At 43.9% G+C, this 25,113-nt stretch carries 18 protein-coding genes; 7 read left to right on the forward strand and 11 right to left on the reverse strand.

All coding sequences use genetic code 11. From position 1 onward, the window contains the following. Window positions 1–9: 9 nt before the first annotated feature. From nuoH to dxs, 8 genes are all read right to left on the reverse strand, one after another. Window positions 10–1,086: an NADH-quinone oxidoreductase subunit NuoH gene (gene nuoH, locus A4V03_RS02055; protein ID WP_065537763.1), complete on the reverse strand. Its 1,077-nt coding sequence runs from the start codon at window positions 1,084–1,086 to the stop codon at window positions 10–12. Between the two features lie 20 nt (window positions 1,087–1,106). Further along, on the reverse strand, window positions 1,107–2,699 hold the full coding sequence (locus A4V03_RS02060; RefSeq protein WP_065537764.1) for an NADH-quinone oxidoreductase subunit D: 1,593 nt from the start codon (window positions 2,697–2,699) through the stop codon (window positions 1,107–1,109). Between the two features lie 26 nt (window positions 2,700–2,725). Further along, entirely contained in the window at window positions 2,726–3,328 is a 603-nt protein-coding gene (locus A4V03_RS02065; RefSeq protein WP_004301465.1) for an NADH-quinone oxidoreductase subunit B, read from the reverse strand. Continuing rightward, window positions 3,319–3,669: an NADH-quinone oxidoreductase subunit A gene (locus A4V03_RS02070; RefSeq protein ID WP_065537765.1), complete on the reverse strand. Its 351-nt coding sequence runs from the start codon at window positions 3,667–3,669 to the stop codon at window positions 3,319–3,321. The genes A4V03_RS02065 and A4V03_RS02070 overlap by 10 nt, the downstream gene beginning before the upstream one ends. 118 nt (window positions 3,670–3,787) lie before the next feature. Beyond that, on the reverse strand, window positions 3,788–4,165 hold the full coding sequence (locus A4V03_RS02075) for a hypothetical protein (protein ID WP_065537766.1): 378 nt from the start codon (window positions 4,163–4,165) through the stop codon (window positions 3,788–3,790). Between the two features lie 670 nt (window positions 4,166–4,835). Next, a complete protein-coding gene (locus A4V03_RS02080) occupies window positions 4,836–6,287 on the reverse strand; it encodes a TrkH family potassium uptake protein (protein WP_089280701.1) in 1,452 nt (483 codons plus the stop codon). A 20-nt stretch (window positions 6,288–6,307) separates the two neighbouring features. Then, window positions 6,308–7,648: a Trk system potassium transporter TrkA gene (gene trkA / locus A4V03_RS02085; protein ID WP_065537768.1), complete on the reverse strand. Its 1,341-nt coding sequence runs from the start codon at window positions 7,646–7,648 to the stop codon at window positions 6,308–6,310. A gap of 1 nt (window position 7,649) precedes the next feature. Further along, window positions 7,650–9,554: a 1-deoxy-D-xylulose-5-phosphate synthase gene (gene dxs, locus A4V03_RS02090; protein ID WP_065537769.1), complete on the reverse strand. Its 1,905-nt coding sequence runs from the start codon at window positions 9,552–9,554 to the stop codon at window positions 7,650–7,652. Window positions 9,555–9,721: 167 nt separating this feature from the next. Between dxs and A4V03_RS02100 the strand changes: the two genes are divergently transcribed. From A4V03_RS02100 to A4V03_RS02120, 5 genes are all read left to right on the forward strand, one after another. After that, window positions 9,722–10,741: a GSCFA domain-containing protein gene (locus A4V03_RS02100; protein ID WP_084081096.1), complete on the forward strand. Its 1,020-nt coding sequence runs from the start codon at window positions 9,722–9,724 to the stop codon at window positions 10,739–10,741. After that, window positions 10,717–13,257 carry a bifunctional UDP-N-acetylmuramoyl-tripeptide:D-alanyl-D-alanine ligase/alanine racemase gene (locus A4V03_RS02105; RefSeq protein WP_065537771.1) on the forward strand — a complete coding sequence of 847 codons (2,541 nt, stop codon included), beginning with the start codon at window positions 10,717–10,719 and terminating at the stop codon, window positions 13,255–13,257. The genes A4V03_RS02100 and A4V03_RS02105 overlap by 25 nt, the downstream gene beginning before the upstream one ends. Before the next feature lie 157 nt (window positions 13,258–13,414). After that, window positions 13,415–13,636, forward strand: a complete 222-nt coding sequence (gene tatA / locus A4V03_RS02110) for a twin-arginine translocase TatA/TatE family subunit (protein ID WP_065537772.1) — start codon at window positions 13,415–13,417, stop codon at window positions 13,634–13,636. 18 nt (window positions 13,637–13,654) lie between these two features. Next, window positions 13,655–14,491 carry a twin-arginine translocase subunit TatC gene (gene tatC, locus A4V03_RS02115; RefSeq protein ID WP_065537773.1) on the forward strand — a complete coding sequence of 279 codons (837 nt, stop codon included), beginning with the start codon at window positions 13,655–13,657 and terminating at the stop codon, window positions 14,489–14,491. Beyond that, window positions 14,454–17,945, forward strand: coding sequence for an AAA domain-containing protein (locus tag A4V03_RS02120; protein ID WP_065540241.1), 3,492 nt, complete (start codon window positions 14,454–14,456; stop codon window positions 17,943–17,945). Before tatC ends, A4V03_RS02120 begins: the two co-directional genes overlap by 38 nt. Window positions 17,946–18,345: 400 nt before the next feature. On the opposite strand, the gene A4V03_RS02125 is transcribed toward A4V03_RS02120, so the two are convergent. The 3 genes from A4V03_RS02125 to A4V03_RS02135 all read right to left on the reverse strand — a co-directional run bounded on the left by A4V03_RS02125 (window position 18,346) and on the right by A4V03_RS02135 (window position 22,572). Further along, window positions 18,346–19,863, reverse strand: a complete 1,518-nt coding sequence (locus A4V03_RS02125; RefSeq protein WP_065537774.1) for an MFS transporter — start codon at window positions 19,861–19,863, stop codon at window positions 18,346–18,348. Window positions 19,864–20,191: 328 nt separating this feature from the next. Next, complete coding sequence (gene kduI / locus A4V03_RS02130; RefSeq protein WP_065537775.1) at window positions 20,192–21,112, reverse strand: 5-dehydro-4-deoxy-D-glucuronate isomerase; 921 nt, start codon at window positions 21,110–21,112, stop codon at window positions 20,192–20,194. Between the two features lie 53 nt (window positions 21,113–21,165). After that, entirely contained in the window at window positions 21,166–22,572 is a 1,407-nt protein-coding gene (locus A4V03_RS02135; protein ID WP_065537776.1) for a PTS galactitol transporter subunit IIC, read from the reverse strand. Window positions 22,573–22,873: 301 nt separating this feature from the next. Here A4V03_RS02135 and A4V03_RS02140 point away from each other — a divergent pair, with 301 nt between their 5' ends. Next, window positions 22,874–24,073 carry a glycoside hydrolase family 88/105 protein gene (locus A4V03_RS02140; RefSeq protein ID WP_065537777.1) on the forward strand — a complete coding sequence of 400 codons (1,200 nt, stop codon included), beginning with the start codon at window positions 22,874–22,876 and terminating at the stop codon, window positions 24,071–24,073. Between the two features lie 9 nt (window positions 24,074–24,082). Beyond that, complete coding sequence (locus A4V03_RS02145; RefSeq protein WP_065537778.1) at window positions 24,083–25,054, forward strand: pectinesterase family protein; 972 nt, start codon at window positions 24,083–24,085, stop codon at window positions 25,052–25,054. The last annotated feature ends 59 nt before the right edge of the window (window positions 25,055–25,113 follow it).

Consider the following 25,113-nt stretch of genomic DNA (forward strand, 5'->3'; position numbering starts at 1 on the left):
TTTCATTTATCAAAAGTGGAAGCCGAAAGCTACGCAGCATGCCATTAATAATAGATTTACCATAGAAATTGGAACCAGATATTTCCATTCCAGATTCAAGATCTGGTCGATACGCAAGCGTGGAAAAGTCCATTTGATCCACATCAGAAGGAATACCACAAAGAATGCTTTGGCGAAGAACCAGATAAAGCCCGGAATATAATCCATCACAGTGTTAAATCCATCCAAACCAACAATGTGCAGCGGCATCCATCCTCCCAGGAAGATAGTGGCGGCAACACTGGCTACGATAAACAGATTCAAGTATTCTGCCAGATAGAAGAAACCGAAACCCATACCGGAGTATTCAGTATGATAGCCGGCGGTCAGCTCACTTTCCGCTTCGGGAAGGTCGAACGGACCGCGGTTACATTCTGCATTTCCGGCAATCAGATAGATGATGAAAGCAATGACCGCAGGAATATGTCCCTTGAAGATGAACCAACCATCAGCTTGTCCTTCTACGATTTCAGAAAATTGCATGGTTCCTGTCAGCACTACCATTGTCATGATACTCATACCAACCGAAAGTTCGTAACTGATAATTTGCGCACCACTTCGCATGGCACCGATCAAAGAGAATTTGTTGTTACTGCCCCAACCTGCCAGCAAGATACCGACAACTCCAATGCTGGAAGCTGCCAACAGGAAGAACACGCCCACATTAAAGTCCAGAATCGCCGCACCTTTATTAAAAGGAATACAAGCGAAAGTCAGGAATGAAGCGATAATCACCATGAATGGAGCAAGATTATAAAGGAAATGGTCGGCACCCTTCGGCATGAAGATTTCTTTGGTCAGCATTTTGAGCACGTCGCAGACCACTTGGATAGAACCCCATTTACCAACACGGTTCGGACCAAGGCGACACTGGAAGAAACCGCAAACCTTACGCTCCATGTAGATCAATATGATAGCCAGGATGGCATACAGTGCTACGAGGCACACGCCGACAGCTACACATTCTATAAAGATGGCTAATCCCTCCGGCATAAGGGAGAGCAGTAGCTCATGTATCCAGTTTGTTACTATACTAAAGTCGAACATATATTTTTAATAATTAAGTATTATCTGTCAATATCCGGAACGACATAATCTATTGTTCCGCCAATAGCAATTAAGTCGGCAATCTTTGTTCCCCGGCAAATGGTGTCAATTGCAGCAACAAGCGGCAATCCCGTAGCACGGTAGTGCAGGCGGTAAGGCGTTTTGTCACCCTGACTTTCCAGGAAGACACCAAATTCACCACGGCTTCCTTCTACTGCTGCATAGTAACTGCCTTCCGGAACACGAATGATAGGTTTCATCTTCTCCTGATAAGGTCCCTCGGGAATGTTGTCTATTAATTGCTCGATGATGTTCAGACTTTCCATGATTTCATCCATACGCACCAGGTAACGGGCGAAGCAGTCGCCTTCCGTATAAACGATTTCTTTGAAATCGACTTTGTCATATACACCGTATGGCATCCGTTTACGTACGTCACACGCCCATCCTGATGCACGGCCTGTACCTCCGGTACAACCGAAAGAGATGGCATCTTCACGGCTTAACACACCGACTCCTTTCATACGGCTCTGTGCGATGATGTTACCCGTGAATATATCGTGATATTCGTGGATGATTCCTCTCATATAAGGAATGAATTCTTTTACTCGTTTGACGAAGTTAGGATGAAGATCAGCCTGTACACCGCCAATCGTGTTGTAGTTCATAATCAGACGTCTGCCGCAAGTTTCTTCAAAGATATCGAGAATTTTCTCGCGGTCACGGAATCCATAGAAGAATGCTGTCAACGCTCCTAAATCCATAGCAAGACAAGAGTAGAACAGCAAGTGAGAGTCGATACGTTGCAACTCGTCCATTATGGTACGGATGTACTGCACTCGTTCGCTGACTTCAATACCCATGGCTTTTTCAATACACATGCACAATGCATGGCGGTTCTGATGCGCGCCCAAATAGTCCAGACGGTCTGTCAAAGCCAATGTTTGAGGGTAAGTGAGGCTTTCATTCATTTTCTCGATGCCTCGGTGGATATACCCGCAGTTCGCATCAATCTTACGAATAATTTCACCTTCCAGAGAAACACGGAAGCGCATCACGCCATGCGTGGCAGGGTGTTGCGGACCGATGTTGACTACATATTCTTCTTCGCCGAACAGTTTCGTCTCTTTGTTCTTGATAGTTCCGTCCGGGTTCAGTTCTATTTCTTGAGTCGTATCAAACGTCTCTTCATTGGTCATGCACAGTGGGTTATCCTTTTCCGGATCGTTATCTTTACGCATTGGATAACCGATCCAATCGTTACGCAGGTAGAGCCGGCGCATATCAGGGTGACCGACAAAGGTGATGCCATAAAAATCAAAAACTTCACGTTCGTAGAAGTCGGCTATCTTCCAGATGTCGCTGACAGACGGTATTTCCGGTAGCTCGCGGTTGGTTGTCGCTGTTTTCAGTGCTATCCGTTCGCCTGTAATGGTAGATTCCAGATGGTAGACTACGCCTAAGCCGCGGAGTTTTTCCGGAGCGTCTTTCTCATCGGCTACTCCCCAGTCCATACCGGTGAGGCTTTCGAGAAAGTCCATCTGTTTTTCATTTCGCAAGCGCAGCATCTCGTCGTGTAACGCTGCAGGAGCTATAAATTGTATTTCTTGCATAAATCCTTAAATTGCAGAATGTAGAATCATTCTTCATTTTTTAAATAATCCGGTTTCTTCTCTTTTCTGTTTACTCCACCAAAGAATTTTTCTATTTTCACTTTGCGTTGCAATTGCATCATGCCATAATAGAAAGCTTCAGGACGTGGCGGGCATCCGGGAATATATACATCTACCGGAAGAATCTTGTCCACCCCGTTTACTACGTGATAGGACTTCTTGAAAGGACCTCCGCTGACAGCGCATCCGCCTACGGCAACCACATACTTCGGATCGGGCATCTGGTCATAAAGTCGTTTCAGTACCGGAGCCATTTTATTGGTGATTGTTCCGCATACCATAATCATATCAGCCTGACGGGGGCTGGCACGTGCTACTTCAAACCCAAAGCGGGCCATGTCATAACGCGCGGCACCCAGTGCCATAAATTCGATACCACAACAACTGGTTGCAAAGGTAAGCGGCCACAGTGAATTGCTGCGCCCCCAGTTGATAAAGTCGTCAAGCACTCCGAGGGCAACATTGGCTCCTCCTGCATTAAGTTCCTTGACCAACTTTTCCAATGATTCATTGTCGATAAACTCATCATACGGAATAGATTTTATTTTTGGCTTTTTGGTTATTTCCATTCCAAAGCTCCTTTCCTCCAGGCATAAGCGAGGCCTAGAACTAAAATGATAAAGAAGAAGATAACACTAATAAGTCCCTGTGGTCCCATGTCACGCATAACTACCGCCCACGGAAACAGAAAAGCTGTTTCGACATCGAACATAAGGAATAGGATGGCAAACAAGTAGTAGCCTACACGGAATTGCATCCATGATTTACCACGTGTCGGTATACCACATTCATAAGCCTCAAACTTTTGCAGGTTGTATGAACGGGGAGAGATAGCACGCGAGAGGGCTATTACTACACCGACAAAAGCAAGCGCTGTCAGTAAAACAACAACTAAAAATGTAAAATTCATAATTCAATAGCTGTTTAGATTGAATATTATATAGAAATAAGCAATTAGTCTATTCGCCCTACGGAGAATAAAACCAACTGTAATAAATGACGAGTAAAAGAGTCGACTGTACTATAGGCTAAATGACAATCTTTCTCAACCCATATATATAATAGGAGATAGGATCGTAATAATATGTAGGAGAATGGGACGAGACAGGGTAAGGTGGACTTTGATGTTTGTAATGGTCGCAGAAATAAGCGATTAACAAAAACATGCTTTTATCTGTCGGAACATGTGCGACGTCTGTATGACTCATATCACAGGTTTGCGTCGTATAAAGATTATAAAGACGTTCCAAAGCATCCTGAATCGGACGATCTTGTGATACATAGCATTTCTCTTGCCGATAAGTCGGGGAGGAAACTTTGCACGCATCTTCCATTGCTTCGTTAGTTGCGCAACGGATGAGCAAAGCCAACACTAAAAGTAGTCCGATTTTTAAGTTTTGTTTCATCTATCTCTTTTAACGGCTGCAAATATAGAACTAATATTTATACTTTTTGCAAAGTCGGTATGGCAAAAAAGCTTTTTTTAACTCCATATCTTTTAGATTCGTTTTTAGTTAATATGGTTTCAACAATATCATTTTATTAGAATAAAAAACAGTCTTCAGCCTTCAGTTCTTTAAAACAACTCCATTTTATCGGTGGTTTTAGCTCTCCCACTCCCCCAAATAGGGATCAGTCTAAAAAACGGGATGACAGTTTGGAAGTTTGTACAATGTGTTTCAAAGCAGCCTATATCACCATAGTTTATTCATTTCCAATATTAAGAATCAGCCTTCTTATGACTGATAGACTACCGTCTTATCGTATACTTTATTTCTATTGATTAATCGCCGACTGAGGTTGTCCACCTGGCTGACTATAGTCGGCTAGGTGGACAACTCCAGTCGGCTAAGTAGACAACTCCAGTCGGCTTCTTAGATGCAAGCTGTTCAATTGGCTAAGATTGACAATGCCGATGCGAAGGTTACAGGCTGTAAAAATGCAAACTGTAGGGATTGTGAAGGGCGTGAAGGGCGTGAAGAAAAGACTTTTCTTAATTTGTTCACAGAAAACACCTATCAAACAGATGATTACCATCTGTGAAGGATGTGAAGGAGAAGTTTAATGAGAATTCTTTTAATTCTTTTTCCAGAAATCGGAAGTGAAAAGTAGTAATACTGTAAACAACTCCAAACGTCCCAAGAGCATTAAAAAAGAAAGCAACCATTTGGCGGCATCAGGCAATTGACTCCATGAAAAAGCCGGGCCGCATGTACCGAGTCCCGGTCCCATATTACCCATACTTGAGATTACGGTTCCGATTGATTCCAGAAAACCGACTCCCAGCCCCATCATGATAAGTATGCTGATGATAGCGATGACTGCATATAAAAAAGTAAAGGCCAATACGGTAGACTGGATGGAAGGAGAAATAACCTGTTTGTTAACTCGCACCGGGAGCACGGCATTAGGGTGAAGGATATGCTTGAATTCGTTTTTCACAACCTGAAACAGGATAACCATACGAATACATTTGATACCTCCTGTTGTACTGCCAGCACAGGCTCCGATGATCATCACTATTACAAGACATCCCCAAAGGATAGAAGGCCAAAGCATATAATCGGCTGTGGCAAATCCCGTAGACGTTTGCAAGGAAATCACTTGGAAAAGAGATTTACGGAACGCTTCTTCTATCTCCATAGAAGAAGTCTGATGAAGCCAGACTGCAATAAATATAGTAAAGAAAGAAACACACCTGAAATAGAATTTTAGCTCTGCATCATGAATGAACTTCTTTATTTTTCCATTGAACATCAACAGTAATAGTGTGAAGTTGATGCCCGAAAGAAACATGAAAATAGAGATTACATAATCTATATAGGGTGAGTGATAATATTCGATACTTGCTTGTTTGGTAGAAAATCCGCCGGTACTGGTTGTCGTGAAAGCATGGCATATACTGTCAAACACACTCATACCTCCAAATACTAATAAGACAATTAATGTCCCTGTCATTCCGGCATAAATACCCCAAATCCATTTGGCAGTGATACCAATACGGGGATGCACTTTGTCATGAGTAGGACCGCTGGCTTCTGCTGCAAACACCTGAATCCCACCCATACCGAAAATCGGCAGAACGGCAATGGTGAAGAATACAATACCCAAACCGCCTATCCATTGCGTCATAGCCCGCCAAAAAAGTATTCCATGAGGCATTGACTCTATGTTATTCAAGATGGTGGCACCCGTACTGCTGAACCCGGACATCGTTTCAAAAAATGCATCCGTAACACTTGGGATATACCCTCCTATATAATAAGGTAACATTCCGAAAAGGGAAAAGGTGACCCATGCTACACTGACTATGACATATCCATCACGGCGATTCAGGGATTTCACTGCGTCTTTCCCGATGGAGAGCAACAGAATACTGATGCTAGTGGTAATAGCCGATGAAACCAGAAAACTCTGCAAGTCATTCTCCTTATAAAAAAGAGAAACACCTCCACAACATAATAGCATAACTGTTTCTATCAGAAGCAGAAAACCCAGAATCCGGAATATCATCTTCGAGTTAATCATATACAAGTATTTGTTGATACTTAGTGAAAGAACTTCTCAATCTTTTTAATCATCATGCTTAAGCAGAATACGACTACATGGTCGCCGGGGCGGATTTGCGTATCACCTGTCACCAGGATACCTTCTCCGTTACGGATCATTCCTCCGATGGTGGTACCTTTGGGAAGTCCCAGGTCTTTAATCAGGTGTTTGGTTATTTTAGCTCCTTCCGGTACGGTGAATTCTGCAACGTCTGCATTGGCAAAAGTCAAGCATTTCACATTAGACACGTCGGCATCCAGCATCATTTGGTAGATATGGCTGGCAGCAATCATTTTTTTATTGATAACCGTGCCGATGTCAAGGCTCTCTGCCATACCGATATAGTCGATGTTCTCCACTTCTGCCACCGTCTTTTCTACTCCCATACGTTTGGCGGCGAGACAGGCAAGGATATTCGTTTCCGAGTTGTCGGTCAAGGCTACAAATGCTTCGGTATTCTTTAGCCCTTCTTCGATAAGCAGGTCCATGTCGCGACCGTCTCCGTTGATAATCATTGTTTTGTCATCCAGTAGCTCTGTCAGACGGTTGCAACGGTTCAGGTCATTATCCACTATTTTTACCTGCATATAGTCCGGCACATATTGTGCGGTACGGACTGCGATACGGCTACCTCCCATAATCATTACATTGCGTACGTCGGCATAGTCTTCTTTGCCGGCTATCTTACGTATATAAGGAATGTACTTGCGGGTAGTGGTGAAATAAACAATATCATGCAATTTAATAACATCATCTCCGCGAGGGATAATCGTTTCCGTTCCGCGTTTGATAGCCACTACATGGTAAGGAATGTTGGGACCGCCCAGCTGGTGCAACGGTATATTCAGGATTTCAGCCTTTTCGCGCATCTTCGTACCAATCAGAACCAGCGAACCTCCACAGAATTCCCACCATTGGCGTACCCAGCTCATGCGCATGGAAGATACGATTTCTTTAGCAGCCAGCATTTCCGGGTAAATCAGCGAATCTACTCCCAGCTTCTGGAAAAACTCTTTATTTTTGGGTAGAAGATATTCATAGTTGTCGATACGCGCCACTGTCTTTTTGGCTCCCAGGTTGGTGGCAAGCATACAGGCAGTCATGTTGCGGCTTTCGTCCGGTGTGACTGCGATGAACAGGTCGGCTTCTTTGACGCCAACTTCTTTCAATCCGGAGATGGAAGAAGGAGAAGCGGCAACAGTCAGCAAGTCAAAGTTGGCGCTAAGAGCACTTAGTTTCTCTTCGTCATCATCCATCAAGATAATATCTTGCTTTTCGCGCGATAACAGTTTGGCCAAATGGGTGCCTACGTTGCCGGCACCGGCAATAATAATCTTCATGTCAATTGATAAATTCTTTTATTTTAGTCAGAATCCCTTCTTCATCCATGCCGCACAGTTGGTACAGTTCGGCAACTGCCCCATGTTCTACAAATATATTAGGGATACCGATACGCTTCACGGTCGGTTTGTATTCGTTGTCTGCCATAAATTCGAGGACAGCGCTACCCATACCGCCTTTGATAATTCCGTCTTCGATGGTCAGGATACGTTGGAATTTACGTCCTGCCTCATGCAACAGCTCTTCATCCAGCGGTTTCAGGAATCGTAAATCGTAATGGGCGATAGACAGACCTAAAGCTGCTTCTGCCCGGGTGATGGCACGGGCGGCTACATTTCCTATCGGTCCGATAGTAATCACTGCCAGGTCGCTACCCTCTTTCAGTTTCCGTCCTTTTCCTACCGGGATCTCTTCTAGCGGACATTTCCAGTCTACCAGTACGCCGCGTCCACGGGGGTAGCGGATCACGAACGGTCCCTTGTCCGGCAGTTGTGCCGTATACATCAGGCGACGTAATTCATGTTCGTCCATCGGGGAGCTGATAGTCAGATTAGGGATCGGGCGTAAACATGCCATATCAAAAGCTCCATGATGAGTGGGACCGTCTTCGCCAACCAGTCCGGCGCGGTCGAGACATAATACAACTGGAAGATTTTGAATCGCTACGTCGTGGATGATATTATCATGCGCCCGTTGCATAAAAGAAGAATAGATATTGCAGAACGGTTGCAGTCCGTCTTTTGCCATCCCTCCGGAGAAGGTAACCGCATGTCCTTCGGCAATGCCGACATCGAAAGCGCGTTTCGGCATTTTCTCCATCAGTATATTCATCGAACAGCCGCTGGGCATGGCGGGAGTGACACCGACAATCTTCGGGTTGGCTTCGGCAAGTTCCACCAGTGTATTTCCGAATACGTCCTGGAAAAGCGGGGGCATTCCTTCGGTGTTGGCAATGAAACGTTCGCCGGTGACGGGATCGAATTTGCCGGGAGCATGCCATTCGGTAGCATGTTTCTCTGCCGGGGCGAATCCTTTTCCTTTGACGGTATGCAGATGCAGAATTTTAGGTCCTTGTAAATCTTTGATATCATGTAATACTCTTGCCAGGTTCTTTACATCGTGTCCGTCTATCGGGCCGAAGTAGCGGATATTCATTCCTTCGAAAATATTCTGTTGCTGCGCGGCTATTGATTTCAGGCTGTTTCCGAAACGGATGAGTGCTTTGCGGCGTTCTTCGTTGAGGATGCCAAGCTTGAACAGCATGCGCGAGAGCTTGAAACGTAGCTGATTATAGCGGTTGGAAGTCGTTAGGTTGAAAAGATACTGCTTCATGCCTCCTACGCTGCGGTCGATTGCCATATCATTGTCATTCAGGATAATGAGCAGGTTGTTCGACGTGGCAGATGCGTTGTTCAGTCCTTCAAAAGCCAGTCCGCCACTCATTGAACCGTCGCCGATAATGGCTACTACATGACGTTGCGTGTCTCCTTTCCGGGCGGCTGCGACAGCCATACCGAGAGCGGCAGAAATAGAATTGGAAGCATGTCCGCACGTGAAAGTATCATATTCACTTTCTTCCGGAGATGGGAAAGGGCGGATTCCACCGAGTTTCCTGTTTGTAGAAAATGCTTCACGGCGTCCTGTCAGAATTTTATGGCCGTATGCCTGATGTCCCACGTCCCATACAATACGGTCGTATGGTGTATTGTAGACGTAGTGTAGGGCTACGGTCAGCTCCACGGTTCCCAGGCTGGCGGCGAAATGTCCGGGGTTGCAGCAAAGTTCTTTAATAATGTCTTGCCTTAGTTCACCACATACTTCCGGCAGTTGCTCTACGGTTAGTTTACGTAGGTCTTCGGGGTAATTGATGGAGTTTAACAAGTTATATGTTTGTCCACTATTCATGATTCTAGGAAATTTAGTGCAAAAATACGAAAAGAAAGTATATTCGACCTCCTTTTTTAGTGAAAAACTTATCCGGTATAAAGACGTATCTGTTTTTCTATGCTTGCTAAGATTATTGAATCGTGAGGAAAAAGAGGGCGGAAATGGTTTTTTGATTACTTTTGCACATGAAACGTAATGAAATGATGGAAAATTGTATGAACTTTCAAACATCTGTAGAATTACCTGCCGGGATGCCGTCGGTCAGTCATGCAGATCATATTCTTCTGATGGGGTCCTGTTTTGCGGAAAATATCGGGCGACAATTAATGGATGCCGGATTTCAACTGGACCTGAATCCTTTTGGTATTCTTTATAATCCTTTATCTGTCTCATCTGCTTTGAGGGAGATTATAAGAAATAAGGAATACAACAAACAAGATCTGTTTGCCTACAAAGATTTATGGCATAGCCCGATGCATCATGGCTCTTTTTCTGCTTTTACGCCCGAAGAGACATTGCATACCGTAAATTCACGTCTTCACCATGCTCATAAAAAACTGCCGGAATTGAACTGGCTGATGGTGACAATGGGAACTGCTTACGTTTATAAACAAAAGGAGAGTGGACAAGTGGTAGCTAATTGCCATCAATTGCCGGAGAGTCATTTTTTGCGTTACCGGCTGTCTGTTGAAGAAATTGTAGAAGATTATACAGCACTCATTACCGAAATGTCAGCCCTGAATCCGGATCTGAAATGGCTGTTTACAGTCAGCCCGATCCGTCATATACGCGACGGGATGCACGCCAACCAGTTAAGCAAATCGACTCTGCTGCTTGCCATCGACCAATTGCAACAACTGTTCCCGGAGCGAGTGTTCTATTTCCCCTCTTATGAAATCATATTGGACGAATTACGTGATTATCGTTTCTATGCCGACGACATGCTGCATCCGTCTCCTCTGGCGATTCGTTACCTGTGGGAACGCTTCTCCGAAACCTTCTTTTCTCTTGAAACAAAGCAGGTTATCGTAGCTGTGCAAGACATCCGCCGAGACTTGGCGCACAAACCCTTTCATCCCGAGTCAGAAGCGTATCAACGCTTTTTAGGACAAATAGTGTTAAAAATAGAACGACTTATCGGAAAATACCCGTACTTAGATTTTCAAAAAGAAACAGAACTATGTCATATACGATTGAATCCATAGCCGAAAGTATCGGTGCCCGCCGTGTGGGCAAACATAAAGCGAATATTGATTGGTTGCTAACAGACAGCCGCTCTTTGAGTTTTCCGGAAGAAACTCTTTTTTTTGCTTTAACTACCAAACGAAATAGCGGAGCCCGTTATATCCCCGAACTATACGATCGGGGCGTACGTAATTTTGTAATTACGGAAGAAGACTTTAAATTAATTGAGAATGGAGAATTGCAAATAGAGAAATCGGAGCAGCATGATAGTGCGCAGCCCACTCTCAATTCTCAACTCTCAACTCTCAATTTCCTCATCGTTCCCAATCCTCTGAAAGCTTTGCAGAAGCTTGCCGAAACACACCGTGATGAATTTAAAATTCCTGTGATCGGTATCACCGGCAGTAATGGAAAAACCATTGTGAAAGAGTGGTTGCATCAGTTACTTAGCCCGGATCGTTGTATCGTTCGTTCTCCACGCAGTTATAATTCGCAGATCGGAGTTCCCCTTTCTGTGTGGCAACTTTCTGAAGAAGCCGAACTGGGTATTTTTGAAGCCGGCATTTCCGAGATGGGAGAGATGGGAGCTTTGAAACGAATGATTAAGCCTACCATTGGTATTCTGACCAATATCGGTGGTGCCCATCAGGAAAACTTCTTCTCTTTGCAGGAGAAATGCATGGAAAAGCTGACGCTTTTTAAAGACTGTGATGTCGTGATTTATAACGGTGATAACGAGTTAATTAGTAATTGTGTCGCAAAATCAATGTTGACGGCGCGTGAGATTGCCTGGAGCCTTACCGACATCGAACGTCCGTTGTATATCAGCCGTGTGACCAAGAAAGAAGATCATACCGTTATATCTTATCGTTATCTGGAGATGGATAATACTTTCTGTATTCCTTTTATCGATGACGCTTCCATTGAAAATGCACTGAATTGTCTGGCAGCTTGTCTTTACCTGATGACACCTGCCGACCAGATAACCGAGCGGATGGCTCGTCTCGAACCGATTGCCATGCGTCTGGAGGTGAAAGAGGGAAAGAATAACTGTGTACTGATTAATGATAGCTATAATTCAGACTTGGCATCATTGGATATTGCTCTCGATTTCCTTGTACGCCGCTCAGAAAAGAAAGGCTTGAAACGGACGCTTATCCTGTCGGATATACTGGAAACCGGACAAAGTACCGCTACGCTTTATCGGCGTGTGGCACAATTGGTGCAGAGTAAAGGTATTAATAAACTGATTGGAGTAGGGCAGGAGATATCTTCTTGTTCCGCTCGTTTTGATGATGATCTCGAACGCTACTTCTTCCCTAATACAGAAGCACTTCTTGCATCCAATATACTCAAATCGCTTCATTCGGAAGTGATCTTGGTGAAAGGTTCCCGCGTGTTCAACTTTGATCTGTTATCCGAAGCACTCGAATTGAAGGTACATGAAACCATTCTCGAAGTAAATCTCGGAGCGATGGTAGACAACTTGAACCATTACCGTTCTATGCTTCGCCATCCGGAAACAAAGATGATCTGTATGGTGAAAGCATCAGCTTACGGAGCTGGTTCGTATGAAATAGCCAAGAGTTTGCAGGAACATCATGTCGATTATCTGGCCGTAGCTGTCGCTGACGAAGGTTCCGAACTCCGCAAGGCTGGCATTACCGCTTCGATTATCATTATGGACCCGGAACTTACCGCATTCAAAACCATGTTTGATTATAAACTGGAACCGGAAGTCTATAATTTCCATCTGCTTGACGCACTTATCAAAGCTGCGGAGAAAGAAGGAATCACCAACTTCCCCATTCATGTGAAACTTGATACAGGTATGCACCGTTTGGGTTTTGCGGTGGAGGATATTCCATTGCTTATCCGTCGACTGAAGAATCAGAGTGCAGTGATTCCCCGTTCGGTATTCTCTCATTTTGTAGGAAGTGATTCGTCGCAGTTCGACGCTTTCACCCGTGGACAGATTGAATTGTTCGAGAAAGGTTCGCAAGAATTGCAGGCTGCTTTCTCTCATAAGATTCTCCGTCATATCTGCAATACGGCAGGAATCGAGCGTTTTCCCGAAGCACAGTACGATATGGTGCGCTTGGGAATCGGACTTTATGGAGTCAGCCCGATAGACAATTCGATCATACATAATGTAAGTACGCTCAAGACCACCATCCTTCAGATCCGGGATGTTCCTCAAGAAGATACGGTAGGATATAGTCGGATGGGGCATTTGGTACGTCCTTCCCGCATTGCAGCTATTCCTATCGGTTATGCGGATGGACTGAACCGCCACTTGGGACGCGGCAACGCCTATTGCCTAGTGAACGGAAAGAAAGCTCCTTATGTGGGGAATATCTGTATGGACGTTTGTATGATTGATGTGACGGATATTGATTGTCGGGAAGGCGATCAGGCTATTATTTTCGGTGATGATCTGCCGATTACGGTGTTGTCCGATAAGCTGGATACGATTCCTTATGAAGTGTTGACAAGCATATCGACACGGGTGAAACGGGTATATTATCAGGATTAATTCACCACAGATTGCACGGATTCACACAGATTGAAGAGGATTTATAGTAGAAATAAATCGAAAGATAAGCTATAAATCTGTGTGAATCCGTGTAATCTGTGGTGAAAATGACTATATTTGCAGCAACTATTAAAAACCTCTTATATCAAATAAACTTATGACAAACTTATTATTGTTAGGCTTAATGCCCAGTGGTTCCGAATGGATTATTATCGCTTTGGTTATTCTTCTTCTTTTTGGTGGAAAGAAAATTCCTGAACTGATGCGCGGATTAGGCAAAGGTGTAAAGAGCTTCAAAGACGGTGTGAACGAAGCGAAAGAAGAAATAAACAAGGCAAAAGACGAGTTGGACAAACCTGTAGATCCTTCTAAAAACTAAAAAGAGCACAACATACGGATGGCAGAAATGACCTTTTGGGATCATTTGGACGAACTGCGTAAGGTGCTTTTTCGGGTAGTGGGAGTTTGGCTTGTATTAGCGATAGGCTATTTTATCGCCATGCCCTATCTCTTCGACCATGTGATACTTGCGCCTTGCCATAATGATTTCATATTCTACGATTTATTACGGCATATCGGCAAAACATTTGATTTGACCGATGATTTCTTCACACAACAATTTTATGTGAAGTTGGTCAACATCAATTTGGCCGCTCCTTTCTTTATCCACATGTCGACGGCATTTTGGTTGTCGGTGGTGACGGCTATGCCTTATATCTTTTTTGAAATATGGCGTTTCATCAATCCCGCCCTTTATCCGAATGAGAGAAAGGGCGTGCGTAAAGCGTTGACTGTCGGGACAGTGATGTTCTTCATCGGTGTACTGTTGGGCTACTTTATGGTTTATCCGCTGACTCTCCGTTTCCTTTCTACCTATCAGTTGAGCTCGGAAGTGGAAAATATCCTGTCGCTCAATTCTTATATCGACAATTTTATGATGCTGATTCTCTGCATGGGATTGGCTTTTGAACTTCCATTGGTTACATGGTTGCTTTCTTTATTGGGAGTGGTCAACAAATCTTTCTTGCGGGAATACCGCCGTCATGCGGTTGTCATCATAGTGATAGCTGCCGCTATTATTACTCCGACGGGAGACCCGTTCACCTTGAGTGTTGTTGCTATTCCGCTTTATCTGTTGTACGAGATGAGTATTTTGATGATAAAGGACAAGAAGAAAACAGAAGAGGAAGTTGAAGATGAAGCTGGAGATGAAGTTGCCCTGTCCGAAGAGTGAAGCGGTAGAATCTTATGAAATTCTTTTAGCAGTTTGCCGGGCGAAAGATGCTTATCTTGCCGTAGGATATAAGCAAATGCGCGACTTGCTGGAGCGTATTTGTCGCGCGCAAATGCAAAACGAAAGTTTACAGATGACCGACCTTTCCGCACGAATCAGCTTCGTGGCGGCTAAGGTTGGTCTTTCTGTTGCAGAGCAGAACCGGCTGCATACTTTCCGGCTCACTTCGAATGCTATCTTAAACCGCCAGCAGGAGCCCAACCGGAAACAACTCTTGCGCGATGCGAAAACATTAGCTTTCTTTATTCGTAAACTTCTGGAAGAGGATATTCCCTTGGAGCTATACCGCCTGCTTCCGCGTTCGGACGCCACCTATCTGGTTGCGCCTCCTGCCCGCGAACGGGTGCAGCGGATGCGTGTCTGCTTCCAGTATGCCGATGAGCAATATTTGTATGTGACTCCCCTGGATGAAGTCTCGGAGAAACCATATTTAGTTCGTTATAATATCCCTCAAATCAATGAAGAGTTTGCAGAGACGTGCAAACTGCTTTGGCGTCATGCCCAGGTCAATTTATTGGATGTTGCAGTGGATGAGGCGGGAATCCTGACTCCTTCTTTCATTGTACTCGAACCGGATTATTTACTTGATATCAGTTCTTTGGCAGAGTGTTTCCGTGATTACGGGCATCATCCGGCCAATTATTTTCTTTCCCGCCTTCAACCGATCGAAAATGCCCGCCCTCTGTTACTGGGAAATATAGCCAATCTTTTCCTGGACGAATGGATTCATGCGAAGAGTGAAGACATAGATTATCGTACCTGTATGCAGAAAGCCTTCCGGCGTTATCCTATTGAGCTGGCTGCCTGTTCCGATTTGCGCGACAAAGAGAAAGAACGCCAATTCTTTGAGGACTGCAAACTGCACTTCGATCATATTCGTGAAACGGTTAATGATACCTTTTATGCAGCCGGTTATAAACTGGACAAGACGGATGCCGTGCTCGAACCGTCTTATATCTGTGAAGCACTCGGACTTCAGGGACGTCTCGATTATATGCAGCGGGATATGTCTTCTTTCATAGAAATGAAATCCGGCAAGGCGGATGAATATGCTATCCGGGGCAAGGTAGAGCCGAAGGAGAACAATAAAGTACAGATGTTACTTTATCAAGCAGTCTTGCAATATTCGATGGGAATGGATCATCGGAAAGTGAAAGCCTATTTGCTTTATACCCGTTATCCGCTTCTTTATCCCTCCCGTCCTTCGTGGGCGATGGTGCGTCGGGTGATTGACTTGCGTAACCGCATTGTGGCCGATGAATATGGCGTCCAATTGCGAAATAGCCTGGAATATACGGCACAAAAACTGGAAGAAATCAATGCCTCCACCTTGAATGAACGGGGATTGAAAGGACGTTTTTGGGAAACATATCTGCGTCCCTCTATTGATAACTTTCAATCGAAACTGAAAGCTCTTTCTCCACTGGAAAAGAATTACTTCTATGCGGTGTACAACTTCATTACAAAGGAACTTTATACTTCAAAATCTGGTGATGTGGATTATGAAGGACGTACCGGGGCAGCTTCTTTATGGCTTTCTACATTAGCGGAGAAATGCGAGGCAGGAGAAATCATTTATGATTTGAAAATAAAGGAGAATCATGCGGCCGATGAACATAAAGCCGGACTTACTTTTTCTTTCTTTAAAAAGGAAAAGGCTGGGAAAACTTTGTTGAATGACTCTGGCGTAAATGACATTACCGGAGATAAAGCTATTGGAAATGATATTACCGGAAATGAAGCCTCTGCAAGTAAGACTGTCAGAAGTGAAGCTCTTGAAACAGAGACTTTTCTTCCTAATTTTCGTCAAGGAGACGCCATAATCCTTTATGAACGTAACCGCGATACAGATAACGTCACCAATAAAATGGTTTTCAAAGGCAATATCGAATACCTGACAGAAAGCGAAATAGGTATCCGCTTGCGTGCTACCCAGCAGAATCCATCCGTACTTCCTGCCGAAAGTCTTTATGCGATAGAACATGATACAATGGATACAACATTCCGCTCGATGTATCAAGGGTTGTATGCTTATCTTTCTGCAAGGAAGGAGCGGCGTGACTTATTGTTGTCACAGCGTCCTCCACGGTTTGATGAATCATTGGATTCCATGATTTCCCGTTCGGAAGACGATTTTACGCGAGTTGCCCTGAAAGCAAAAGCCGCGCAGGATTATTTCCTTCTTATCGGACCTCCGGGAACAGGCAAAACTTCATGTGCCCTGAAGAAAATGGTAGAGACTTTTCATGCAGATAAAGATGCGCAGATTCTTTTGCTTTCATACACCAACCGGGCTGTCGATGAGATATGCAAGTCGCTGGCTTCCATTGCTCCAGCAGTTGATTTTATTCGTGTAGGAAGTGAATTGTCATGTGATGAAGCCTACCGCAGGCATCTGATTGAAAATGAATTATCCTCTTGTAACCGTCGTTCGGAGGTGTACGAACGTATCCGGAATTGTCGGATTATTGTGGGAACAGTAGCGGCTATTTCCGGCAAACCGGAACTGTTCCGTCTGAAACATTTTGATGTAGCCATTATTGATGAAGCTACCCAAATATTGGAACCGCAGTTGTTAGGCATCCTCTGTGCACGTGGAGAAGACGGAAAAGATGCAATAGATAAGTTTGTCTTGATCGGAGATCATAAACAACTGCCTGCTGTGGTACAGCAAAATACGGAGCAATCGGCCATTTATGATGAATCTTTACTGTCTATCGGGTTGACCAATCTGAAAGATTCCTTGTTTGAACGCCTCTACCGGAACTGTACTGCAACGGTTCATCGTTCCTACGATATGCTGTGCCGTCAAGGGCGAATGCATCCGGAAGTTGCTTTGTTTGCCAATCGTGCCTTTTATGGAGGGCGTCTGATTCCTGTCGGCCTACCTCACCAAATAGAATCATCCGATGCCATCTGTCGCTTGGCTTTTTATCCCTCTGTGCCGGAGAAGGTGGGAGCATCTGCAAAGATCAACTATTCGGAGGCACGTATTGTTGCCGGCTTAGCTGTTCGCATTTATGAAGATCATCAGACAGATTTTGACGAAGCCCGTACTTTAGGGATCATTACTCCTTACCGGAGTCAGATAGCATTGATAAAAAAAGAAATAGAATCATTAGGTATTCCGGTGCTGAATCGAATTCTGGTTGACACAGTAGAACGGTTTCAGGGAAGCGAGCGTGATGTAATAATCTATTCCTTCTGTGTCAACTACCCTTACCAATTAAAATTTCTATCCAATTTGGCGGAAGAAGAGGGTGTTTTGATCGATCGAAAACTGAATGTTGCCTTGACTCGTGCAAGAAAACAAATGTTTATCACAGGAGTTCCCGAACTACTCGAACGCAATCCGCTCTATGAAAGTTTATTAAAATTAATAGAAGGCTCCTGAAAAATTGCATCATTTTTGCAGATGTTAGTTTTTATTCTCTCTTTATGTAATTCATTAACACCTCTATATTGAACAAACGCCTATATTTGCAACACGTTTTTTTCATAGAGATTTAGATTTAAGGTTAGAAGAATTGTGGAAGTCGTGAGACTTCCCTTTTTTTCACCTTAACGTTTACTATACTTCATTATAGGAATGCAGAGACACTGTTTCTAGTGTTTTGGTTAAAAAATTTGCAGGAGGATGATGCAGGATAAGTAAACCTAAAAAGCCTTCTTCGTGAGAAGAGGCTTTTTTATTTTTTCATTTTTCATTTTTTTGAATAATTGGTTAAAACAAAAGAGTAACTCGGCGACGAGTTACTCTTTTGTTTTTAACGATTCTATGTGTTCGGATAGATTTACTCTAATACGATAGGTTTGTATTTCGGAACTAATGCCTTCATGATAACCCAACCCAACAGATAAGCTACTGCACATACGCAGAAGATAACGAAATATCCGGCTGGTTTACCTTCGAATCCCATGAATGTCATGGCTGGGTGTACGAATTGTGCTCCTTGTTCGAGTAACTCTTTCGTCATTTCCACCTCTTTGCCGTCGATCATCGTTGTTCCGGAAGCATATACGAACAAGTTACCTGCCACTTTCTGAAGAATCATAGAGCCTACGCCTCCTGCCATACCACCTATACCGGTGATACTTGCAATAGCTGTTCTTGGGAACATATCGCCTACGGTAGAGAATATATTGGCCGACCAGGATTGATGAGCAGCTCCACCAATACCGATTAAGATAACTGGGAACCATGGAGAAACAGTACCTAACGGTTGTGCTAACAGTACAACCAGCGGGAAGAAGGCGAAGATTAGCATCGCTTTCATACGGGCTGCATACGGATTCATACCTGTTCTGTTGATGAAGATAGTAGGTAGTTTACCACCATAGATAGATAACATAGTCACTGCATAAAGCGTAAAGATCAACGCCATACCCAGCGGGTCGGAGGTTTTGATACCGAATTGTGTATTCAGATAAGACGGAGTCCAGAAAAGGAAGAACCACCATACGCCGTCAGTCATGAACTTACCGAAGACGAAGGCCCATGTTTGTTTGTAGCTGAAACATTGCCAGAACTTCATTCTCTTTTCATCTTTCTCGTCTGTCATTGGAGCACTGCCTGCTTCGCGATTATCTTGCTCGATGTAATCAAGCTCTGCCTGATTGACATGTTTGCTTTTCGACGGGGCATCGTACATAAATATCCAGAAGCCCATCCAAATAAAGCCAAGTCCACCAATTACGATAAATGCCATTTCCCAACCGAACATTTTTGCCAGAATAGGAATGGAAAGAGGAGCGATCAATGCTCCGATAGATGCACCGGCATTAAAGATAGAAGTAGCATAAGCACGGTCTTTTTTAGGGAAGTACTCTGCGGTTACTTTAATAGCAGCAGGGAAGTTACCGGCTTCTCCTAAAGCGAGGATACAGCGGGCGGCGAGGAAGCAGTACATACTGATAGTAGCAATAGTCACTACCACGTCTCCTGTGGCACCGGCCAGTTCTGCTGCACTATGAAGTCCAACTTGTGCTTCTGTAACAATACCACAAACGGCATGAAGACAAGCACCTGCCGACCAGACACCGATAGCCCATAAAAATCCTTTTTTAGTTCCCATCCAGTCGACAAAACGACCGGCAAACAGCATACATATAGCGTATACAATGGAGAAAACAGAAGTAATAGTACCGTAGTGAGATTCGTCCCAGTGGAATTCCGGTTTGATAAATTCATCCCACGTCAATGAGAGAACCTGACGGTCGAGATAGTTAACTGTAGTAGCAAAAAATAGCATAGCACAGATGGTCCATCTGTAGTTGGTCATCTTTTCGCCTGTTTTTTGAAATGCATTCATGATAATGGATTTAAATAGATTTTGTTTCGTTGACAAAGGTCGGTATTTCGACTGAATTTTATTTGTAAAATTTGGTCAAAATCATGTATTATTCGTTGCATTATATATGCTATTTGTTTCAAAGGGTATAAAAATGTCTCATAGCATTATCATTTACAACGTTGGGGGTAATACAGAAAGAAAATAAGCGTATTTATAAATCAAGAGCAAATGAGTCTAATCTTTTAGACGCAGATGACGCGGATAATGCGAATCCTTATTTTTTGATCCGTGCTATCCGCGTTATCTGCGTCTGAAAAATTATATGTCATACAGGAATACGCAACGGTTAGCGCATTTCTGTATATTTGATCTTGTCCATGTCTCCGTAATCGAGGTTTTCACCTGCCATACCCCATATAAACATGTAGTTGCTTGTTCCGGCAGCAGCGTGGATAGACCATTCCGGTGACATGATAGCTTGTTCGTTCTGCATCCATACGACGCGTTCTTCTTGAGGTTCGCCCATGAAGTGACAGATAGCATTTCCTTCCGGTACATTGAAGTAGAAGTATGCTTCTACACGACGAGAGTGAGTGTGTGCCGGCATGGTGTTCCATACGCTACCCGGTTTCAGTTCAGTCAATCCCATTTGCAGTTGGCAAGGACCTTCTTCAAGTACATTGTTCACAATCAACTGGTTGATAACGCGGTCGTTGCTTTCTTCCAATTTTCCGGCAGCAAATGAGTTTGCTTTCAGAGAACCTTTACGTCCGTCGATAGTAATCAATTGAGTCTTGTATTCCTTGTGGGCAGTAGCCGAGTTGATGTAGAATTTGGCAGGATTGCTGGAATCTTTGCTTTTGAAAGTCACTTTCTGCTTGCCTCTACCTACGTACAGAGCATCTTTGAATTTCAGCGTATATTCTTTACCGTCTACGGTTACGATACCTTCGCCACCAATGTTGATGACACCTAGTTCGCGGCGTTCGAGGAAGAATTTAGATTTCAGCGGGTCGATTGTTTCAAGTACCAATTCTTTTGTTGCAGGTACTGCGCCACCGAAGATCAGACGATCGTACATAGAATAAGTAACGTTGATTTCGTTCGGAATCATTACTTTTTCCATCAGGAAGCTACTACGCAAGCGCTTAGTGTCATACGTTTTCACGTCTTGCGGGCTGCAAGCCACTTGCATCTTGTAATTCACCTGGGCGGAGGCAGACATTGCTGCGATACCCAACATCATTGCAATTGCTAATTTTTTCATTTTTCGAGTTTTTTATTATATACTACTTATTATCAGTTAAAGTCTTCTTCGACTTATTCCTTATTACTGTTTAATGTGTTCTTTGCGTCGTTTCTGGTCATGCGGATACGGTTGTAGATAGCCATTCCGAGTGCCAGTGCCACGAGGATAGCAGGGCCGATAATCTTCAGACTATAAGTCAGGTGGAAGATACCCCAACAGAAGAGACTGGAAGCAAAGTCGAGTGCTCCACCTTCGAAACCGGCGGGGATATTCACTGTCGGGTCGCCTGTTGCTTCGTATACATCTTTAGCAGCCAGTGTGAAGAAGCCTGCCAGTCCTGTTACGAAATACAAACCTACAATCAATGCCACCAGACCGATAATAAATGATTTCACTACGTTACCTTTTGTGATAGGCAGAATCATCGGGAACAGGTAGAACATACCTGCCAGAGAAGCCAGCGGTAAGAAACGGTTGCCCGGAAGGATAACAGCCAGAAAGATTGTGACAGGAATCAACAGCAGAGATACTACCAAGGTAGTCGGGTGACCGATAACCAATGCAGGGCTCATACCGATGCTCAGTCCTGTGTTACTCTTATATTTTTTAGCGATCAGTTCGCGGGTAGCGTCAGAGATCGGTTTCAAACCTTCGATAAAGAGGCTGGTGATACGTGGAATTAATTCCATCACCGCACCCATCTTGATACCCAGTCCTAATATACTTGGGATACTGTCTACTACTTCTTTCCAGCTTCCGCAGCCTAATGCACCGATACCGCAACCGATTACGATACCCAAGAACAACGGTTCACCCATCAATCCGAATTTATTTTTCATGCCTTCAGAATCGATATTCAGTTTGTCGAATCCCGGAATTTTATCCAATAGTTTATTGATTACAATAGCAAACGGAACAAAACTTTGGCAGAACGGTTGAGGAATAGAGATACCGTCCATTTTATCATAGAACTTCTGGAAGGCAGGAGCAGTCATATCAGCCATTACCAGCGTAATGATGTAGCAGATGATGGCAGCGAAGAATCCCCAATAGATATTGTCGGAAGCAAAGTAGACGATAGCACCGATAAATGCGAAGTGCCAATAGTTCCAAAGGTCGATATTGACGGTACGGGTTGTTTTGGTAAGCAACATTAATAAATTGACTCCCAAGCAAACAGGGATAATGAAAGCACCGACTGAAGTGTTGTAAGCTACCGCCGCAGCAGAAGGCCAACCCATGTCGAAAATTCCCAATTCCAATCCGTAGATTTCAACCATTTTACTTAATGCCGGACCCAGGCTGCTGGTGAGCAATGCCGTCACTACTGATAAACCAACGAAACCGACACCAACCAACAAACCGCTCTTCAGCGCTTTGGGAAGTTTAATACCGATACATACTCCTAAAATCGTGAAAATGATTGGCATCATTACTGCCGCTCCAAGACCGATAATGTACTTAAATACTTCTTCCATTCTGTTCTATTTTTTCTCTGTTTTAATGATAAATTACCTGTGTTTCCCCAGAGGGTATTAGTTGTAAACCGTGCCAAAAGTAAGACCTTTTTTGCTTTCTTCCAAAACGAAACTCTTAATTTATGAGATATTGCATCAAAAATGGACATTTTTGACGTTTGCGTGCACAAAATTAGTCGTTTCCGTGCACGAAAAACAAAAAATGCACCTACTTGACTAAAAAATCCCACTGGGTTTGGAGGAAAAACACTACTTTCGTACCGTGAAAAAAGACTATGTTGAATCCTTAAAATAACAAACCATGAGACGAACTCCTTTTTATAATTTTTTTATAGTGGTTTTATTGGTTGCAATGACCGCTTCCGTATCGGCACAACAGGTAGACAGCAAGCTTCCCTGGTCTGTGCGACTGACTGAATCGGAAATGATCCGTTACCCCGAATCCTGGCAGCTCGACTTTCAGCCGAAACTGAAGTGGGATTATTGCCACGGACTTGAACTGGGAGCTATGCTTGATGTGTACGACACTTATGGCGACAAGAAAATTCGCGATTACGCCATCGCGTATGCGGATACAATGGTGCACGAGGACGGAAGCATTACCGCTTATAAATTAACCGATTATAGCCTCGACCGCATCAACTCCGGAAAAATCCTTTTCCGTATCTATGAGCAAACCAAGAATCCTAAATATAAGAAAGCGCTCGATCTGCTTTATAGCCAGTTTGAAGGACAACCGCGCAATGAGGACGGGGGCTTTTGGCATAAAAAGATTTATCCCCACCAAATGTGGCTGGACGGAATTTACATGGGAGCTCCTTTCTATGCAGAATATGCATTCCGCAATAATCTTCCGCAGGACTATGCAGATGTAATCAACCAGTTTGTCACTTGTGCCCGTCATACATACGATCCTAAAAATGGTCTTTATCGTCATGCGTGCGATGTAAGCCGCACCGAACGTTGGGCGGATCAGGTGACCGGACAGTCGAAACATACATGGGGACGTGCGATGGGATGGTATGCGATGGCATTGGTGGATGTGCTCGAATTTATTCCGCAGCATGAAGCCGGAAGAGATTCCCTGCTTGATATATTGAATAATGTAGCTGTGCAGGTGAAGAAACTTCAGGATCCGAAGACCGGAGGATGGTATCAGGTGATGGACCGGAGTGGTGATAAGGGTAATTACGTAGAATCTTCTTGTTCCGCTATGTTTATTTATTCGCTCTTTAAGGCGGTTCGTTTGGGATATATTGAGAAGTCTTATCTGGATGTGGCATTAAAAGGCTACAAAGGATTTCTGGATAATTTTATCGAAGTGGACAAGAACGGATTGGTAACCATCACCAAGGCTTGTGCAGTGGCAGGATTGGGAGGAAAGGTATATCGTTCCGGCGATTATGACTATTATATTAATGAAACTATCCGCAATAACGATCCTAAAGCTGTAGGACCATTTATTATGGCTAGCTTGGAATACGAACGTTTACAAAAGTAATTTCCGACAATGAAAAGGACTATTTTTAAAGGAATGATGTGTTTGCTTCTACTGGGTGTGGGAGCAACATCTGTTTATGCACAACAACAGCAACGCAAAGACACATTAGTCGTGGCACGCGACGGGACAAGGGAGTATCGTAACATTCAGGAAGCCGTGGAAGCTGTCCGCGCTTTTATGGATTATACGGTGACGATCTATATCAAGAACGGTATATACAAAGAAAAACTGGTCATTCCTTCCTGGGTAAAGAATGTGCAATTAGTGGGCGAAAGCGCAGAAAAAACGATTATCACTTATGATGACCATGCCAATATCAATAAGATGGGTACTTTCCGCACCTATACGGTCAAAGTGGAAGGGAGTGACATCACTTTCAAAGACCTGACGATTGAAAATAATGCGGCTCCACTGGGACAAGCGGTAGCTCTTCACACCGAAGGTAATAGACTGATGTTTGTCAACTGTCGTTTCCTGGGAAATCAGGATACTATTTACACAGGTACCGAAGGAGCCCGTCTCTTATTCACGAATTGCTATATCGAGGGAACTACCGATTTTATTTTTGGTCCTTCCACCGCTCTATTCGAATATTGTGAACTGCATAGTAAACGTGATTCGTATATCACTGCCGCTTCCACTCCTCAAAGTGAAGAGTTTGGTTATGTTTTCAAAAACTGTAAGTTGACGGCCGCTCCGGGAGTGAAAAAAGTATATTTGGGTCGTCCGTGGCGTCCTTATGCGGCAACGGTCTTTATCAATTGTGAGTTTGGTAATCATATTCGTCCCGAAGGATGGCACAATTGGAGGAATCCGGAGAACGAAAAGACAGCCCGTTATGCCGAATTTGGAAATACAGGCGAAGGTGCAGGTGCATCGAGACGTGTGGCATGGGGGAAACAACTCACAAAAAAGGAAGCATTGAGGTACACGCCGGAGAATATCTTTAAAGAAAGCAGCAACTGGTATCCTTATAAGTAGAAACATTAGCGCTTCTGATAGCTTCTACGCTACGAAATATTTGTTTCTGACCTTGAAAC

Origin of the sequence: Bacteroides caecimuris (assembly GCF_001688725.2) — a bacterium.
GTDB classification, from domain to species: domain Bacteria; phylum Bacteroidota; class Bacteroidia; order Bacteroidales; family Bacteroidaceae; genus Bacteroides; species Bacteroides caecimuris.

Excerpts from the sequence above, each read along its gene's own strand:
- nuoH (WP_065537763.1), bottom strand. The coding sequence starts at position 1,086 with ATGTTCGACTTTAGTATAGTAACAAACTGGATACATGAGCTACTGCTC.
- A4V03_RS02060 (WP_065537764.1), bottom strand. The coding sequence starts at position 2,699 with ATGCAAGAAATACAATTTATAGCTCCTGCAGCGTTACACGACGAGATG.
- A4V03_RS02065 (WP_004301465.1), bottom strand. The coding sequence starts at position 3,328 with ATGGAAATAACCAAAAAGCCAAAAATAAAATCTATTCCGTATGATGAG.
- A4V03_RS02070 (WP_065537765.1), bottom strand. The coding sequence starts at position 3,669 with ATGAATTTTACATTTTTAGTTGTTGTTTTACTGACAGCGCTTGCTTTT.
- A4V03_RS02075 (WP_065537766.1), bottom strand. The coding sequence starts at position 4,165 with ATGAAACAAAACTTAAAAATCGGACTACTTTTAGTGTTGGCTTTGCTC.
- A4V03_RS02080 (WP_089280701.1), bottom strand. The coding sequence starts at position 6,287 with ATGATTAACTCGAAGATGATATTCCGGATTCTGGGTTTTCTGCTTCTG.
- trkA (WP_065537768.1), bottom strand. The coding sequence starts at position 7,648 with ATGAAGATTATTATTGCCGGTGCCGGCAACGTAGGCACCCATTTGGCC.
- dxs (WP_065537769.1), bottom strand. The coding sequence starts at position 9,554 with ATGAATAGTGGACAAACATATAACTTGTTAAACTCCATCAATTACCCC.
- A4V03_RS02100 (WP_084081096.1), top strand. The coding sequence starts at position 9,722 with ATGAAACGTAATGAAATGATGGAAAATTGTATGAACTTTCAAACATCT.
- A4V03_RS02105 (WP_065537771.1), top strand. The coding sequence starts at position 10,717 with ATGTCATATACGATTGAATCCATAGCCGAAAGTATCGGTGCCCGCCGT.
- tatA (WP_065537772.1), top strand. The coding sequence starts at position 13,415 with ATGACAAACTTATTATTGTTAGGCTTAATGCCCAGTGGTTCCGAATGG.
- tatC (WP_065537773.1), top strand. The coding sequence starts at position 13,655 with ATGGCAGAAATGACCTTTTGGGATCATTTGGACGAACTGCGTAAGGTG.
- A4V03_RS02120 (WP_065540241.1), top strand. The coding sequence starts at position 14,454 with ATGAAGCTGGAGATGAAGTTGCCCTGTCCGAAGAGTGAAGCGGTAGAA.
- A4V03_RS02125 (WP_065537774.1), bottom strand. The coding sequence starts at position 19,863 with ATGAATGCATTTCAAAAAACAGGCGAAAAGATGACCAACTACAGATGG.
- kduI (WP_065537775.1), bottom strand. The coding sequence starts at position 21,112 with ATGAAAAAATTAGCAATTGCAATGATGTTGGGTATCGCAGCAATGTCT.
- A4V03_RS02135 (WP_065537776.1), bottom strand. The coding sequence starts at position 22,572 with ATGGAAGAAGTATTTAAGTACATTATCGGTCTTGGAGCGGCAGTAATG.
- A4V03_RS02140 (WP_065537777.1), top strand. The coding sequence starts at position 22,874 with ATGAGACGAACTCCTTTTTATAATTTTTTTATAGTGGTTTTATTGGTT.
- A4V03_RS02145 (WP_065537778.1), top strand. The coding sequence starts at position 24,083 with ATGAAAAGGACTATTTTTAAAGGAATGATGTGTTTGCTTCTACTGGGT.